At 66.2% G+C, this 15,301-nt stretch carries 10 protein-coding genes; 6 read left to right on the top strand and 4 right to left on the bottom strand.

Translation table 11 applies throughout. From position 1 onward, the window contains the following. Both ABE485_RS17060 and aceE read right to left on the bottom strand, forming a co-directional pair. Positions 1-621 (bottom strand): biotin/lipoyl-containing protein (locus ABE485_RS17060; protein WP_346516447.1); only part of this gene is annotated, 621 nt, incomplete at its 3' end. Between the two features lie 12 nt (positions 622-633). Then, a complete protein-coding gene (aceE, locus tag ABE485_RS17055) occupies positions 634-3,342 on the bottom strand; it encodes a pyruvate dehydrogenase (acetyl-transferring), homodimeric type (RefSeq protein WP_346516446.1) in 2,709 nt (902 codons plus the stop codon). 371 nt (positions 3,343-3,713) lie between these two features. On the opposite strand from aceE, the gene ABE485_RS17050 reads away from it, so the two are divergent. The 6 genes from ABE485_RS17050 to ABE485_RS17025 all read left to right on the top strand — a co-directional run bounded on the left by ABE485_RS17050 (position 3,714) and on the right by ABE485_RS17025 (position 10,551). Further along, positions 3,714-5,468: a PAS domain-containing sensor histidine kinase gene (locus tag ABE485_RS17050; RefSeq protein WP_346516445.1), complete on the top strand. Its 1,755-nt coding sequence runs from the start codon at positions 3,714-3,716 to the stop codon at positions 5,466-5,468. Continuing rightward, positions 5,465-6,091 (top strand): response regulator transcription factor, encoded by a 627-nt coding sequence (locus ABE485_RS17045; RefSeq protein WP_056570132.1) that lies wholly within the window; start codon positions 5,465-5,467, stop codon positions 6,089-6,091. The genes ABE485_RS17050 and ABE485_RS17045 overlap by 4 nt, the downstream gene beginning before the upstream one ends. After that, positions 6,088-6,942 (top strand): bifunctional methylenetetrahydrofolate dehydrogenase/methenyltetrahydrofolate cyclohydrolase FolD, encoded by an 855-nt coding sequence (gene folD, locus ABE485_RS17040; protein ID WP_346516444.1) that lies wholly within the window; start codon positions 6,088-6,090, stop codon positions 6,940-6,942. Before ABE485_RS17045 ends, folD begins: the two co-directional genes overlap by 4 nt. A gap of 343 nt (positions 6,943-7,285) precedes the next feature. Further along, complete coding sequence (locus tag ABE485_RS17035; RefSeq protein WP_346516443.1) at positions 7,286-9,352, top strand: M3 family metallopeptidase; 2,067 nt, start codon at positions 7,286-7,288, stop codon at positions 9,350-9,352. 224 nt (positions 9,353-9,576) lie between these two features. Continuing rightward, positions 9,577-10,191, top strand: coding sequence for an SCO family protein (locus tag ABE485_RS17030; protein ID WP_346516442.1), 615 nt, complete (start codon positions 9,577-9,579; stop codon positions 10,189-10,191). A gap of 108 nt (positions 10,192-10,299) precedes the next feature. Then, entirely contained in the window at positions 10,300-10,551 is a 252-nt protein-coding gene (locus ABE485_RS17025) for a GlsB/YeaQ/YmgE family stress response membrane protein (protein ID WP_105238463.1), read from the top strand. 88 nt (positions 10,552-10,639) lie between these two features. Here ABE485_RS17025 and adeC read toward each other — a convergent pair whose 3' ends face one another. Both adeC and ABE485_RS17015 read right to left on the bottom strand, forming a co-directional pair. Then, positions 10,640-12,109, bottom strand: a complete 1,470-nt coding sequence (gene adeC / locus ABE485_RS17020; RefSeq protein WP_346516441.1) for an AdeC/AdeK/OprM family multidrug efflux complex outer membrane factor — start codon at positions 12,107-12,109, stop codon at positions 10,640-10,642. Then, positions 12,109-15,288 (bottom strand): efflux RND transporter permease subunit, encoded by a 3,180-nt coding sequence (locus ABE485_RS17015; RefSeq protein WP_346516440.1) that lies wholly within the window; start codon positions 15,286-15,288, stop codon positions 12,109-12,111. Before ABE485_RS17015 ends, adeC begins: the two co-directional genes overlap by 1 nt. Positions 15,289-15,301: the final 13 nt, after the last annotated feature.

Raw genomic sequence — 15,301 nt, 5'->3', positions numbered from 1 at the left:
GCCTTGCGCGGCGCCTTGCGCGGCGCCTTCCACCACGACCACGACCGAACCCTTGGCAACCTTGTCGCCGACCTTGACCTTCACTTCCTTGACCACGCCGCCCTGCGAGGCCGGGATCTCCATCGAGGCCTTGTCGGATTCGACGGTGATCAGGCTCTGCTCGGCCTTGATGGTGTCGCCGACGGCGACCATCACTTCGATGACTTCGACTTCCTTGAAGTCGCCGATGTCGGGCACTTCGATCTCGACCGGACCCGTGGAGGCGGCCGGCGCCGGGGCCGACGCTTCGGCCTTGGGCGCGGCGGCGGCGGCCTGCTTGGGCTCTTCCTTGGCAGCCGGCTTGGCGTCGGCCTTGGGGGCCTCTTCCTTGGCCGAACCCTCGGCGGCTTCGACTTCCAGCACGACCGCGCCTTCGGCGACCTTGTCGCCGACCTTCACGGCGATGGACTTGACCACGCCGCCCTGGGACGCGGGGATTTCCATCGAGGCCTTGTCGGATTCGACCGTGATCAGGCTTTGCTCGGCCTTGATCGTGTCGCCCACGGCAACCAGCACTTCAATGACTTCCACTTCCTTGAAGTCGCCGATGTCGGGAACCTTGATTTGCACGATGTTGCTCATGTCTCTTTACCCTCAGGCGTATTGCGGGTTGGCTTTGTTCGGATTGATGCCGTACTTCTTGATGGCTTCCGCCACCTTGGCGACCGGCACCTTGCCTTCGTCGGCCAGCGCGCGCAGCGCGGCGACCACGACGAAGTGGCGGTCCACTTCGAAGTGCTCGCGCAGCTTCGAGCGGAAATCCGAGCGGCCGAAACCATCGGTGCCCAGCACCTTGTATTCGCGGCCCTTGGGCACGAACGGACGGATCTGGTCCGCAAAGAGCTTCATGTAGTCGGTCGACGCGATGATCGGGCCTTCCGTCTTGGCCAGCTGTTCCGTGACGTAAGCCACTTGCGGCTTCTTCTCGTCGGGGTGCAGCATGTTGTGGCGCTCGGCGTCCAGGCCGTTGCGGCGCAGTTCGGTGAAGCTGGTGACGCTCCACAGGTCCGACGCGACGTCCCAGTCGGCGGCCAGCAGTTCCTGCGCGGCCATGACTTCGCGCAGGATCGTGCCCGAACCCATCAGCTGCACGCGGTTCTTGCCCTTGCCGTGCGACTTGAGCTTGTACATGCCCTTGATGATGCCTTCCTCGTCGCCCTGGGTCAGACCGGGCTGCGGGTAGTTTTCGTTCATCACCGTCAGGTAGTAATAGACGTTTTCCTGGTCTTCCACCATGCGCTTGAGGCCATGCTGGATGATGACGGCCAGCTCATGGCCGAACGTCGGGTCGTAGGACACGCAGTTCGGGATGGTGGACGCCAGGATGTGGCTGTGGCCGTCTTCGTGCTGCAGGCCCTCGCCGTTCAGCGTCGTGCGGCCGGCGGTGCCGCCCAGGAGGAAGCCGCGCGCCTGCATGTCGCCGGCGGCCCAGGCCAGGTCGCCGATGCGCTGGAACCCGAACATCGAGTAGTAGATGAAGAACGGGATCATGATGCGGTTGTTCGAGGAGTACGACGTGGCCGCCGCAATCCACGAGCTCATCGCGCCCGCTTCGTTGATGCCTTCCTGCAGGAGCTGGCCGTCGGCCGCTTCCTTGTAGTACATGACCTGGTCCTTGTCGACCGGGGTGTACTTCTGGCCTTCCGGCGCGTAGATGCCGATCTGGCGGAACAGGCCTTCCATGCCGAAGGTGCGCGATTCGTCGGCCAGGATCGGCACGACGCGCGGGCCCAGTTCCTTGTCGCGCAGCACCTGGTTCAGGATGCGCACGAAGGCCTGGGTGGTGGAGATTTCACGGCCTTCAGCGGTGGGCTCCAGCACGGCCTTGAAAGCGTCCAGCGCGGGCGCCTTCAGTTGCTCGTCGGCCTTGGCGCGGCGGCGCGGCAGGTAGCCGCCCAGCGCGGCGCGGCGCTCGTGCAGGTACTTCATTTCGGGCGAGTCTTCGGCCGGCTTGAAATACGGCAGGTCAGCCAGCTTGTCGTCCGGGATGGGGATGCCGAAGCGGTCGCGGAATTCGCGGATCGAGTCCAGCTCCAGCTTTTTCTGCTGGTGGGTCGGGTTCTTGGCCTGGCCCACGTGGCCCATGCCGTAGCCCTTGATGGTCTTGGCCAGGATGACGGTGGGTTGGCCGGTGTGGGTGCTGGCGGCGTTGAACGCGGCGTACACCTTGTGGGGATCGTGGCCGCCGCGGTTCAGGCGCCAGATGTCCTCGTCGCTCATGCGCGACACGGCTTCCAGCAGCTTCGGATGCTTGCCGAAGAAGTGCTCGCGGACGAACTTGCCGTCGTTGGCCTTGTACGCCTGGTACTCGCCGTCGACGGTTTCTTCCATGATCTGGCGCAGGATGCCTTCCTTGTCATGGGCCAACAGCGGATCCCAGTAGCCGCCCCAAATCAGCTTGATGACGTTCCAGCCCGAACCGCGGAAGTCGCCTTCCAGTTCCTGGATGATCTTGCCGTTGCCGCGCACCGGCCCGTCCAGGCGCTGCAGGTTGCAGTTGATGACGAAGATCAGGTTGTCGAGCTTTTCACGCGCGGCCAGGGCGATCGCGCCCAGCGATTCGGGTTCGTCCATTTCGCCGTCGCCGCAGAACACCCAGACCTTGCGCTTGCTGGTGTCGGCGATGCCGCGGGCGTGCAGGTACTTCAGGAAGCGGGCCTGGTAGATGGCCATCAGCGGGCCCAGGCCCATCGACACCGTCGGGAACTGCCAGAAGTCCGGCATCAGCTTCGGATGCGGGTACGAGGACAGGCCCTTGCCGTCGACTTCCTGGCGGAAGTGGTTCAGCTGGTCTTCGGTCAGGCGGCCTTCAAGGTAGGCGCGGCCGTACATGCCCGGCGAGGTGTGGCCCTGGAAATAGACCAGGTCGCCGCCGTGGTTTTCGTCTTCGGCGTGCCAGAAGTGGTTCTGGCCGCAGCCGATCATGGTGGCCAGCGAGGCGAACGACGCGATGTGGCCGCCCAGGTCGCCGCCGTCGGGCGGGTTGTGCTTGTTGGCCTTGACCACCATGGCCATGGCGTTCCAGCGCACGTACGAGCGGATGCGCGATTCCAGTTCCAGGTTGCCCGGATGCGCCGGCTCCAGGCCGGGGGGAATCGTGTTGACGTAAGCGGTATTCGGCGAGAACGGGATGTGGGCGCCGGAACGACGGGCTTCGTCGATCAGGCGTTCCAGCAGGTAGTGGGCGCGCTGCGGTCCTTCGCGATCAAGGACGGCCGCCAGGGCTTCGAGCCACTCCTGGGTTTCAAGGGTGTCTTCGTCGTTGGCAGCCTGCACGGCGCCAGCCTGGGCGAAAGAGGACATCGTGTGTCTCCTGTTGGGGTTCGTTCGTGACCACACCCGCTTATTTATCTACTCGCGGACATTGCATGGTAGCCGGGATCATCCGGGCTACCATGTGATGCATGGGTCGGGGTGTTCTAAGGACCTGCCAGGGCCGGTTTCCCTATCAGGCGGCATTCTAAGAAAGAAGAATAGCCGGTCGCAAGCAAAATTTCATGTTGCGGTACGGCATTTCATAATACGGAAAGTTGAACGGAAGCTGAATCCTGTAGGCGCATACTTCAATGCCCGAGGCACATACTTTTTATGGCCTAGCCTAAAAGGAGGGGTTGATTCCCGGCAATTCCCTTCCAACACGCACTAAAATGCGCGGTCTATCCGGCCCGAATTCCATGTCCAGCGCGCCCAAGTCCAATATACCTACGCCGTTCCACGATCACGCCCGCACCCGCCGGCGCGGGGTGTACTGGGTCACGCCCGCGATGGTGCTGATCCTGTACATCTGCGTGATGGCGGTGTTCTTCTGGCTGCAGCGCATCCATGACGACAGCGTCATGTTTGTCACGATCGACCAGGAACTCCGCCAGCAGCGCCTGATCTGGGTGGTGCTGGCCCTGTCCTGCGTCATCGTCATCAGCCTGCTGATGCTGTGGCGCTATACGCGCTTCCGGTCCACCGCCGAGGCCGCGCTCATCGCCGAAACCGGCTTTCGCCGCGCCATGGAAAACTCCATGTCCACCGGCATGCGCGTCCTGGACATGGAAGGCCGCATCGCCTACGTGAATCCGGCGTTCTGCCGCATGATCGGCTGGAACGAAGCCGACCTGATCGGCCGCAGCCCGCCCTTTCCGTATTGGGTGCCGGGTCGCCACGAACAGCACCAGCACACGCTGGACGTGCTGATGTCGGGCAAGACGCCCAGCAGCGGCCTGGAAGTCGAAGCCCAGCGCCGCGACGGCTCGCGCTTCACGGCGCGCATGTATGTGTCGCCCCTGCTCGATCCCAACGGCAACCAGATCGGCTGGATGACCTCCATGACCGACATCACCGAGCCCAAGCGCATCCGCGAGGCCCTGACCGCCGCGCATGAACGCTTCATGACCGTGCTGGAAGGCCTGGACGACGCCATTTCCGTCACCGCCGATACCCACGACGGCCTGGAACTGCTGTTTGCCAACCGTACCTACCGCCGCGTGTTCGGCGCGCAGACCGGCGGCCACGACGAACTGCTGGCCGGCCGCCGCGGCCGCTTCACCGACGAATCGGTCGAAGTCTTCGCGCCGTCGGTGCAGCGCTGGTTCGAAGTCCACCACCGCATGCTGGCCTGGACGGACGGGCGCCGCGTGCGCATGCAGGTGGCGCGCGACATCACCGAACGCCGCGGCCACGAGGAAGCGTCCCGCGTGCAGCAGGAAAAGATCCAGCTCACCAGCCGCCTGACCACCATGGGTGAAATGGCCTCGTCGCTGGCGCACGAACTGAACCAGCCCCTGACCGCCATCGCCAACTACAGCATGGGCGCCGTCGCCCTGGTCAAGGCCGGCCACACCAGCCCGAACATGCTGCTGCCGGCGCTGGAAAAGGCCGCCTCGCAGGCCGAGCGCGCGGGCAAGATCATCAGCCGCATCCGCGAATTCGTGAAGCGCAGCGAGCCGCGCCGCCAGCGGGTGGCCATCGGACGCATCGTCGACAACGCCATCGGCTTTGCCGAAATCGACGCCCGCAAGCGCCGCATTCGCATCGACAGCTTCGTGCCGTCGAACGCCCCGGACGTGCTGGCCGACCCCATCCTGATCGAACAGGTGCTGCTGAACCTGCTCAAGAACGGGCTGGAAGCCATGGAAAAGAGCGAGTCCGACGAGCTTAAGGTTGCCGTAATTCTGCACGATCAGCATATCGAGGTGGCCGTGGTGGACCGCGGCCACGGCCTTGCCGAACCCGAGCGCCTGTTCGAACCCTTCTTCAGCACCAAGACCCAGGGCCTGGGCATGGGGCTGAATATCTGCCGTACCATTATTGAATCGCACCACGGCCGCCTGTGGGCAGACCCCAATCCCGCCGGCGGCACCATCTTCCGCTTTACCCTGCCCTGCGCTGCACCCCAGTCGCAGGCCCAGAACGATCAGTCCGAGGAGTTGCACGCATGAACACGCCCCACCTGTCGAGCACGGTATTCATAGTTGACGACGACGAAGCGGTCCGCGATTCGCTGCGCTGGCTGTTGGAAGCCAACGGATATCGCGTTCGCGCCTATGCCAGCGGCGAGTCCTTCCTGGAAGACTACGACGCCAGCCAGATCGGCGTGCTGATTGCCGACGTGCGCATGCCCGGCATGAGCGGCCTGGAACTGCAGGAACAGCTGATCATCCGCAATGCGCCGCTGCCCATCGTGTTCATCACGGGCCACGGCGACGTGCCCATGGCCGTCTCCACCATGAAGAAGGGCGCGGTCGATTTCCTGGAAAAGCCCTTCAATGAATCCGATCTGCGCGAAATCGTGGCGCGGATGCTGGAACAGGCCACGCAGCGCGTGAGCAAGCACCAGGCCCAGAAGGATCACGAAGCCATGCTGGCGCGCCTGACCGCGCGCGAGCAGCAGGTGCTGGAGCGCATCGTCGCCGGCCGCTTGAACAAGCAGATCGCCGACGACCTGGGCATCAGCATCAAGACCGTCGAGGCGCACCGCGCCAACATTATGGAAAAACTTGAAGTGACCACCGTTGCTGATTTGATGAAAGTGGCTTTGGCCAAACCCGAGGCTCATGCATGACCGCTAGGATTATTGACGGCGCGGCCTTGTCGCTGCGCATTCGCGAAGAAGTCGCCCAACGCGTTTCGGCCCTGGCCGCCAAGGGCGCCCGCCCCGGGCTGGCCGTGGTGCTGGTGGGCGCGGATCCCGCGTCGCAGGTGTATGTGCGCAACAAGGTCGCCGCCTGCGAAAAGGCCGGCCTGCATTCCGTGAAAGAGCAGTACCCGGCCGAGATGACCGAAGCCGAACTGCTGGCCCGCATCGACGTCCTGAACCAGGATCCGACCATCCACGGCATCCTGGTGCAGCTGCCGCTGCCCAAGCACATGGACGCCCACAAGGTCATCGAGGCCATCGCGGCCGAGAAGGACGTGGACGGGTTCCATGTCAGCAACGCGGGCCTGCTCATGACCGGCCAGCCGCTGTTCCGTCCCTGCACGCCCTATGGCGTGATGAAGATGCTGGAATCGGAAGGCGTGACGCTGCGTGGTTCTGAGGCCGTGATCGTGGGCGCCAGCAACATCGTGGGCAAGCCCATGGCCATGCTGCTGCTGCAGGCCGGCGCCACCATCACGATCTGCAACTCCAAGACGCGCGACCTCGCGGCCCAGACCCGCCGCGCCGACGTGCTCGTGGTCGCCACCGGCAAGCCCGGCATGATCGACGGTTCGATGATCAAGCCCGGCGCGGTCGTCATCGACGTGGGCATCAACCGCGGCGCCGACGGCAAGCTGTGCGGCGACGTGGACTTCGCCTCCGCCAAGGAAGTGGCCGGCGCGATCACGCCCGTGCCGGGCGGCGTGGGCCCCATGACCATCGCCATGCTGCTGGTCAACACCGTCGAAGCGGCGGAACGGGCCGCGGCCGCCTGAGGGCGGCACGGGCCGCATGCCCCCTGGCGGGCGGGTGTTCGTGACATCTCGGTGTCTGACACCCGCATGCGCCGCTCGTTGGATATGCGCCGGTGTCTCCCGGGTGTCAGACACCTGCCGGACGGGCAATGCCCTCCCCCTGCCGCAAGCCCGATGCCAAGGCGCCCGCGGCGGTCCGGCGGTCCGGCGGTCCGGCGATCCGGCGATCCGCCGGCACCTTTCCCGCGGGGCGCTGTCAGAACGATTGCGACCTTGCATTCGGGCGGTTCGCCCCTACCTGATCCTTATCTCCTTCGCCGGCGCGCCGTCCGCGCCGCCCGCCATCATTCAAGCCGGTAACACCATGACCCAGAACCCCCTGCTCGCCCCCGTTTCCGACCTGGTCGATTACGCGGCCGTCAAGCCCGGACACATCGTGCCCGCCGTCGAGGAATTGCTGGGCATCGCCCGCCAGGCCGTGGACCGGGCGGCAGACCCCGCGCTGGCGCCCACCTGGGATGCCGTGGTGGAACCCCTGGACACCGCGTCCGAACGCCTGTGGCGCGCCTGGTCGGTTGCCGGCCACCTGAACGCCGTGGTCAATACGCCGGAGCTGCGCGAAGCGTACAACGCCGCCCTGCCCCTGGTGACCGAATTCTCGACCTGGGTCGGGCTGCATGAAGGCCTGTACAAGCAATACCAGCGCCTGGCCGCCGCCCCCGATTTCGCGTCGTGGACGCCGGTGCGCCGTCGCATCGTGGAAATGGCCCTGCGCGACTTCCGCCTGAGCGGGGTCGAACTGCAGGGCGCGGACCGCGAACGCTATGCGGAAATCTCCGACCGCGAGGCTCAGGCCTCGCAGAAGTTCTCGGAAAACGTGCTCGATTCCATCGATGCCTGGTCGCTGTTCGTCGAAGACGAAGGCCGCCTGGCCGGCATTCCGGCCGACGTCCGGGCCGCCGCCCGCGCCGCCGCCGAGGAAGACGGCAAGCCGGGCTGGAAGCTCACGCTGAAGATGCCCTGCTACCTGCCCGTCATGCAGTACGCGCAGGACCGCACGCTGCGCGAGGCGCTGTACCGCGGCTACGGCACGGTGGCGTCCGAACAGGGCGAGGCCAAGTTCGACAACTCCCCCCTCATCGAGGAACTGCTGGCGCTGCGCGCCGAAGAATCGGGCCTGCTGGGCCTGGGCACCTTCGCCGCCCTGCGCCTGCAGACGCGCATGGCCCGCGACGCCCGGGAAGTCACCGAATTCCTGCGCGACCTGGCCGGCCGCGCCAAGCCTTACGCCCAACGCGACCTGGCCGAACTCACGGCCTACGCCACCGGCGAACTGGGGCTGGACAGCCTGCAGCCCTGGGACGTGGCCTACGCGTCCGAGCGCCTGCGCGAATCGCGCTATGCGTACTCGGAAGACGAGGTGAAGCAGTACTTCACCGAACCGCGCGTCCTGGCGGGCCTGTTCGAGGTCATCCAGACCCTGTTCGACGTGCGCCTGACGGAAACGGCGGTGTCCTCGTGGCACGCGGACGTGCGCGGTGTGCGCGTCGAAAGCCCCGACGGCAAGCTCATCGGCCATCTCTACCTGGACCTGTACGCCCGCGCCGGCAAGCAGAACGGCGCCTGGGTCGACAGCGAGCGCACGCGCCGCGTCGTGGCCGGCCAGGTGCAGACGCCCATCGCCTACCTGACCTGCAACTTCTCGCGCCCCAACGGCGACCGCCCCGCCGTGCTGACGCACGACGACGTCATCACCCTCTTCCATGAAACCGGCCATGCGCTGCACGCGCTGCTGTCCGAGGTCGACGAACCCGGCGCGGCCGCGTTCGCCAGCGTCGAATGGGACGCCATCGAACTGCCGTCGCAGTTCATGGAGAACTTCTGCTGGGAATGGGCCGTAGTGCAGAAACTGTCCGCCCATGTGGATACGGGCGAACCGCTGCCCCGCGCGCTGTACGACCGCCTGGTTGCCGCCCGCAACTACCAGAGCGGCATGCAGACCGTGCGCCAGATCGAATTCGCGCTGTTCGACATGCTGATGCACGACCGCGCCAAGGGCGCGTCGATTTCCGAGGTGCTGGCCCTGCTGCAGGAAGTGCGCAAGGAAGTCGCGGTGCTCTTCCCGCCCGCGTGGCATCGCCTGCCGCACGCCTTTTCGCACCTGTTCGCGGGCGGCTATGGCGCGGGCTATTACAGCTACAAGTGGGCGGAAGTGCTGTCCGCCGATGCCTACGAGGCCTTCGAGGAGGCCGCCGCGAAACAGGCCGGCAACGCCCTGGGCACGCTGGATCCGGAAACCGGCGCGCGTTTCCGCCTCGAGGTGCTGGCCGTGGGCGGTTCGCGCCCGGCGGCCGAGTCCTTCGCCGCGTTCCGCGGCCGCGCGCCGCGCATCGACGCGCTGCTGCGCCACAGCGGCATGACGGCTGGCTGACGGCGGTGTCTGACACCCTTGACGCACTGCCGCAGCTTGCAGGGCGTCTGATCGGGTGTCAGACATCTGAGCGCACGCCGCGCCCGCCAAGACGGCCCGCCATCAAGCGGGCCGTTTTTTTGCGCCGCGCTTGCGCCCGCACAAGCCGCCGCCGCCCCGTCCCGCCCGCGCCTCGTCCAGCGGGTAGAATCCGAAAGGTTTACCCCTTTCCGGCTACTGGACCCATGCGAAATCTCGTTTCCGGCCGCGCCTTTCGCGGACTGCTGTTGGCCTTGTGCGTGTTTCTTGCCGCTTGCGGCGACAGGAACGTCGACTGGACGCTCTACAACGTGAAGGGGCACCTGCCCGACCTGAAGTTCTCGCTGCCCGGCGCGGGCGGCAAGACGGTCAGCAGCGACGACCTCAAGGGCAAGACGGTGCTGCTGTTCTTCGGCTACGCCAGCTGCCCGGACATCTGCCCCACCACCATGGCGCAGCTGACGGCGGTGCTGCAGAACCTGGGCGACAAGGCCAAGGACGTGCGCATCCTGTTCGTCAGCGTGGATCCGCACCGCGACACGCCCGACATCCTGCAGGCCTACGTCAACGCCTTCAACGACAATGCCATCGGCGTGACCGGCGACGAAAAGCAGATCGCCGACCTGGCCCGCCGCTACCGCGTGGCCTACCAGATCGAGAAACCCCGCCCCGGCGACGACGCCGACATGTACGAAGTCACGCACAGCCGCGGCGTGTACATTTTCGACAACGAGGGCCGCGCGCGCCTGCTGGCCTCGGACACCGACAGCATCGAGGCCTTGACCAAGGACGTCCGCCAGCTCATCGACATCACCTCCTGAACGGCGCGGCGCCGGCAGGTCTGCACACCAGTTGTTACAGCGACGGCGCGCGGGGCGTGAGTATCATCAGTCCACATCGCCCCTTTTACCCTAGTAAGGAGTACGCGCATGAGCATCATCATCATGATCATCGTCGGGTTCATCGTGGGCCTGATCGCCCGCGCCATCATGCCCGGGGACCAGAACATGGGGATCATCATGACCACCATTCTGGGCATCATCGGCGCCGTCGTCGCCGGCTTCCTGGGCCAGTCCCTCGGCTGGTACCAGCCCGGCGAACCCGCGGGCTGGATCGGATCCGTCGTGGGCGCGATCATCGTGCTGTTCGTGGTGGGCCTGATCGCCAAGAAGCGCGCCTGACGTCCGCGCCAGGCAAGCCAAAGAAAACGGGCCGATCGCAAGATCGGCTCGTTTTGCTTTGTCCGGGGCCGCAAGCGGCCCGGCCCGTTCAGCCGGCTGGCGTGGCGGGCGCCGCGGGCGTGCGCTCGGTCCAGCCGCCGCCCAGCACCTTGTACAGCGTGACCAGGTTGGACAGGCGCGCCAGGCGCGTGTCCACCAGCGCCTGCTGCGAGGTATACAGCGAACGCTGCGAATCCAGCACGCTCAGGTAGTCGTCGATGCCCTGGCGGAAGCGCTGCTCCGACGCGTCGTAGGCGCGCTGGTTGGCGTCCACCAGCAGCCGCTGGGCCTGGATCTGCTCGTCCAGGGTGCCGCGTCCGGCCAGGGCGTCCGCGACTTCGCGAAAGCCCGTCTGGATCGACTTTTCGTACTGCGCGACCTGGATGTTCTTCTGCACCTTGGCCAGGTCCAGGCCGGCGAGCAGCGAACCGCCCGCGAAGATCGGCACGGTGATCTGGGGCACGAAGCTCCAGGCGCCCGAACCGCCCTCGAACAGCCCGCCCAGGCTGGCGCTGGCGGTGCCGGCCGAGCCCGTCAGGCTGATGGTCGGGAAGAAAGCCGCGCGCGCCGCGCCGATATTGGCGTTGGCGCCCTTGAGCTGGTGCTCGGCCGCGCGGATGTCCGGACGCCGGACCAGCAGGTCCGACGGCAGGCCGGCGGGCAGCGTGGTGGGCAGCATGCCGTCGTCCAGCCTGACCGCGCCGTCCAGCGCGGCCGTCATCTCGGGCGACATGGGCTGGCCCACCAGCAACACCAGCGCATTGCGATCCTGCGCGGCCTGGCGCGTGTATTGCGACAGGTTGCGCTGGGCGGTGCGCAGCGACACTTCCGCCTGGCTCAGGTCCAGCGCCGTGGACAGCCCCTGGTCGTAGCTCTGCTGCGTCAGTTTGAAGGAGTCTTCCTGGCTCTTGAGCGTGTCGCGCGTCAGGCTAAGCAACTCCTGGTCGGCGCGCAGCGTCAGATACGCGTTGGCCACCTCGGCGATCAGCGTGAGCTGGGTCGCGGTGCGCGTTTCGTCCAGCGCCAGGTAGGATTCCAGCGCCTTGTCGCTGAGGCTGCGGATGCGGCCGAACAGGTCCAGTTCCCAGGCGGACATGGCGGCGCCCACCTGGTAGCTGTGGCTGGTGGTGGCCTGGCCGCTCTGGGTCAAGTCCCCGGGCGTGCGTTGGGCCGTTCCCTGGCCCGCCACGCCGATGCTGGGCATCAGGTCGGCGCGCTGGATGCGGTACTGCGCGCGCGCCGCCTCGACGTTCAGGGCCGCGACGCGCAGGTCGCGGTTGTTGGCCAGCGACTGCTCGATCAGTTGCTGCAGCAGCGGATCGCCGAAGAAATCGCGCCAGCCGATGTCCGCCGTCGACAGGCCGCCCGGCGCGGACGCCTGGGCCGCGTTGTAGGCCGCGCCCGTGGGATAGGCCGCGTCGATCGGCGCATCCGGCCGCTCGTACGTGGGGGCCAGCGAGCAGCCCGCCAGGGCCGCCGCCAGGGAAACAGACAGCAAGGTTCTCATCTGGAGTTTCATTACGGTTGGCCCTCCGCCGGCACGTCGTGCGCGTTCTTGGCGCCGGTGTCGTGCTTGTCGACGTTTTCGCTCATGCGCTTGACCTTGAAGACGCGCAGCATGATCACGAAGAAGGCCGGGACGAAGAAGATGGCCAGGAAGGTGCCGGTCAGCATGCCGCCGATAACGCCGGTGCCGATGGCGTTCTGGCTGCCCGAACCCGCGCCGGACGAAATGGCCAGCGGGGTCACGCCCAGGATGAACGCCAGGGACGTCATCAGGATGGGACGCAGGCGCTGGCGGGCGGCGTGGATGGCCGATTCCGTCAAGCTGGCGCCCGCCTCGTAGTGCTCCTTGGCGAACTCCACGATCAGGATGGCGTTTTTGGCCGCCAGCCCGATAGTCGTGAGCAGGCCCACCTGGAAGTACACGTCGTTGGACAGGCCCCGCATCAGCGTCGCCAGGAGCGCCCCGATGATCCCCAGCGGCACCACCAGCATGACCGCGGACGGGATCGTCCAGCTTTCATAGAGCGCCGCCAGGCACAGGAACACCACGATCAGCGAGATCGCGTACAGCGCGGGCGCCTGGGCGCCGGACAGGCGTTCTTCGAAGGACAGGCCCGTCCATTCGAAGCCCACGCCGACCGGCAGCTTGGCCGCCAGACGCTCCATTTCCTCCATGGCCGCGCCCGAGCTGTAGCCCGGCGCCGCCTGGCCCTGGATGTTGTACGACGGCACGCCGTTGTAGCGGTTCAGCTTTTGCGGGCCGAAGCTCCAGGTGGCCTTGGAGAACGCCGAGAACGGCACCATGTCGCCGGCGTTGTTGCGCACGTACCATTTGTTCAGGTCTTCCGGCAGCATGCGCGACGAGGCCTCGCCCTGCGCGAACACCTTCTTCACTCGGCCGCGGTCGATGAAGTCGTTGACGTACGACGAACCCCATGCGGTGGCCAGCGTGCTGTTGATGTCCGACACGGCCACGCCCAGCGCGCGTGCCTTTTCGCGGTCGATGTCGAGCTGGTACTGCGGCGCGTCTTCGATGCCGTTGGGACGCACGCCCACCAGCACCGGGCTCTTGGCCGCTTCGCCCAGCAGCTGGTTGCGCGCGGCAAGCAGCTTTTCATGGCCCACGCCGGCGCGGTCCATCAGCTGGAAGTCAAAGCCGGTGACGTTGCCCAGTTCCATCACGGACGGCGGCGGCACGACGAACAGCTGCGCGCGGCGCTCGGTCTTGGCGAAGTGCGCGTTGGCGCGCGCCGCCACGGCGCCGGCCTTCAGGCTGGCGTCGCCGCGTTCTTCCCAGTCGCGCAGCTTGATGAACAGGATGGACGCGTTCTGGCCGCGGCCGCCAAAGTTGAAGCCGTTGACCGCGAACACCGAGGTGACGGCGTCCTTTTCTTCGGTCAGCAGGTACTTGGTGGCGTCGTCGATGACCGCCTTGGTGGCCTCGGCGGTGGCGCCGGCGGGCGTCTGGATCTGGGCGAACAGGATGCCCTGGTCCTCGGCCGGCAGGAACGCGGTCGGGATGCGGGTGAACATCCAGCCCATGGCGATGACCAGGGCCAGGTAGACCACCATCAGCCGCTTGGTGCGGGTCAGGCCGCGCGCGACGGTGTTGGCGTAGCCGTTGCTGCTGCGATCGAAGGCGCGGTTGAACCAGCCGAAAAAGCCCTTCTTGGCGCCGTGATGGCCCTTGGGAATGGGCTTGAGCAGCGTCGCGCACAAGGCCGGCGTGAACACGATGGCGACGATCACCGACAGCACCATGGACGACACGATGGTGATGGAGAACTGGCGGTAGATCACGCCCGTGGAGCCGCCGAAGAAGGCCATGGGGATGAACACGGCGGCCAGCACCATGGCGATGCCGATCAGGGCGCCGGTGATCTGGCTCATGGACTTGCGGGTGGCCTGCTTGGGCGTGAGGCCCTCTTCGGCCATCACGCGCTCGACGTTTTCCACCACCACGATGGCGTCGTCCACCAGCAGGCCGATGGCCAGCACCATGCCGAACATGGTCAGGGTATTGATGGAGTACCCGAACGCCGCCAGCACGCCAAACGTGCCCAGCAGCACCACCGGCACGGCCAGCGTGGGGATGATGGTGGCGCGGAAGTTCTGCAGGAACAGGTACATCACCAGGAACACCAGGATGATGGCCTCGACCAGCGTCTTGAACACTTCATGGATCGACAGGCTGACGAACGGCGTCGTGTCGTACGGATAGACGACGTCCATGCCCGGCGGGAAGTACGGCTTCAGGTTGTTGATGGTGTCGCGCACCGCCTGCGCCGTGTCCAGCGCGTTGGCGCCCGGCGCCAGCTTGATCGCCAGGCCCGAGGCCGGGTTGCCGTTGTAGAAGCTGTCGATGGCGTAGGTCTGCCCGCCGAGTTCGATGCGCGAGACATCGCGCAGGCGCACCTGCGAACCGTCGGTGTTGACCTTGAGCAGGATCTGGCCGAAGTCCTCGGCCGTCTGCAGGCGCGACGGCCCGATGATGGTGGCGTTGAGCTGCTGGCCGCGCACGGACGGCAGGCCGCCCAGCTGGCCGGACGACACCTGGACGTTCTGTTCCTTGATCGCGGTGGTGACGTCGACCGTGGTCAGCCCGTAATTGACGAGCTTGGCCGGGTCCAGCCAGATGCGCATCGCGTACTGCGAACCGAAGAGCTGGAAGTCGCCCACGCCCTGCGTGCGGCTGATGGGATCCTGGACGTACGACGCGACGTAGTCGGCCAGGTCGTCCTTGGTCATCGTGCCGTCGGTGGACACGAAACCCGCCACGATCAGGAAGTTCTTGGTGGCCTTGGTGACGCGGATGCCCTGCTGCTGCACTTCCTGCGGCAGGAGCGGCTGCGCCAGCGCAAGCTTGTTCTGGACCTGCACCTGCGCGGTGTCGGGGTTGGTGCCCTGCTTGAAGGTCAGCGTGATGGACATGCTGCCGTCGGAGTTGCTTTCCGACGAGATGTACTGCAAGCCGTCAAGGCCGTTCATCTGCTGCTCGATCACCTGCACCACGGTGTCCTGCACGGTCTGCGCGGACGCGCCCGGGTAGGTCACCGCGATGCCGATGGCGGGCGGCGCGATGTTGGGGTACTGGGCGACCGGCAACTGCAGGATGGACAGCGCGCCGGCCATCATCAGCACGATCGCGATCACCCAGGCAAAAACCGGCCTATCGATAAAAAACTTTGCCATGCATGGCTCCCTG

It is taken from the genome of Achromobacter spanius (assembly GCF_039673305.1).
Classification (GTDB): Bacteria; Pseudomonadota; Gammaproteobacteria; order Burkholderiales; family Burkholderiaceae_B; genus Achromobacter; species Achromobacter spanius_F.
This window is presented reverse-complemented; position numbering and strand designations above follow the sequence as displayed.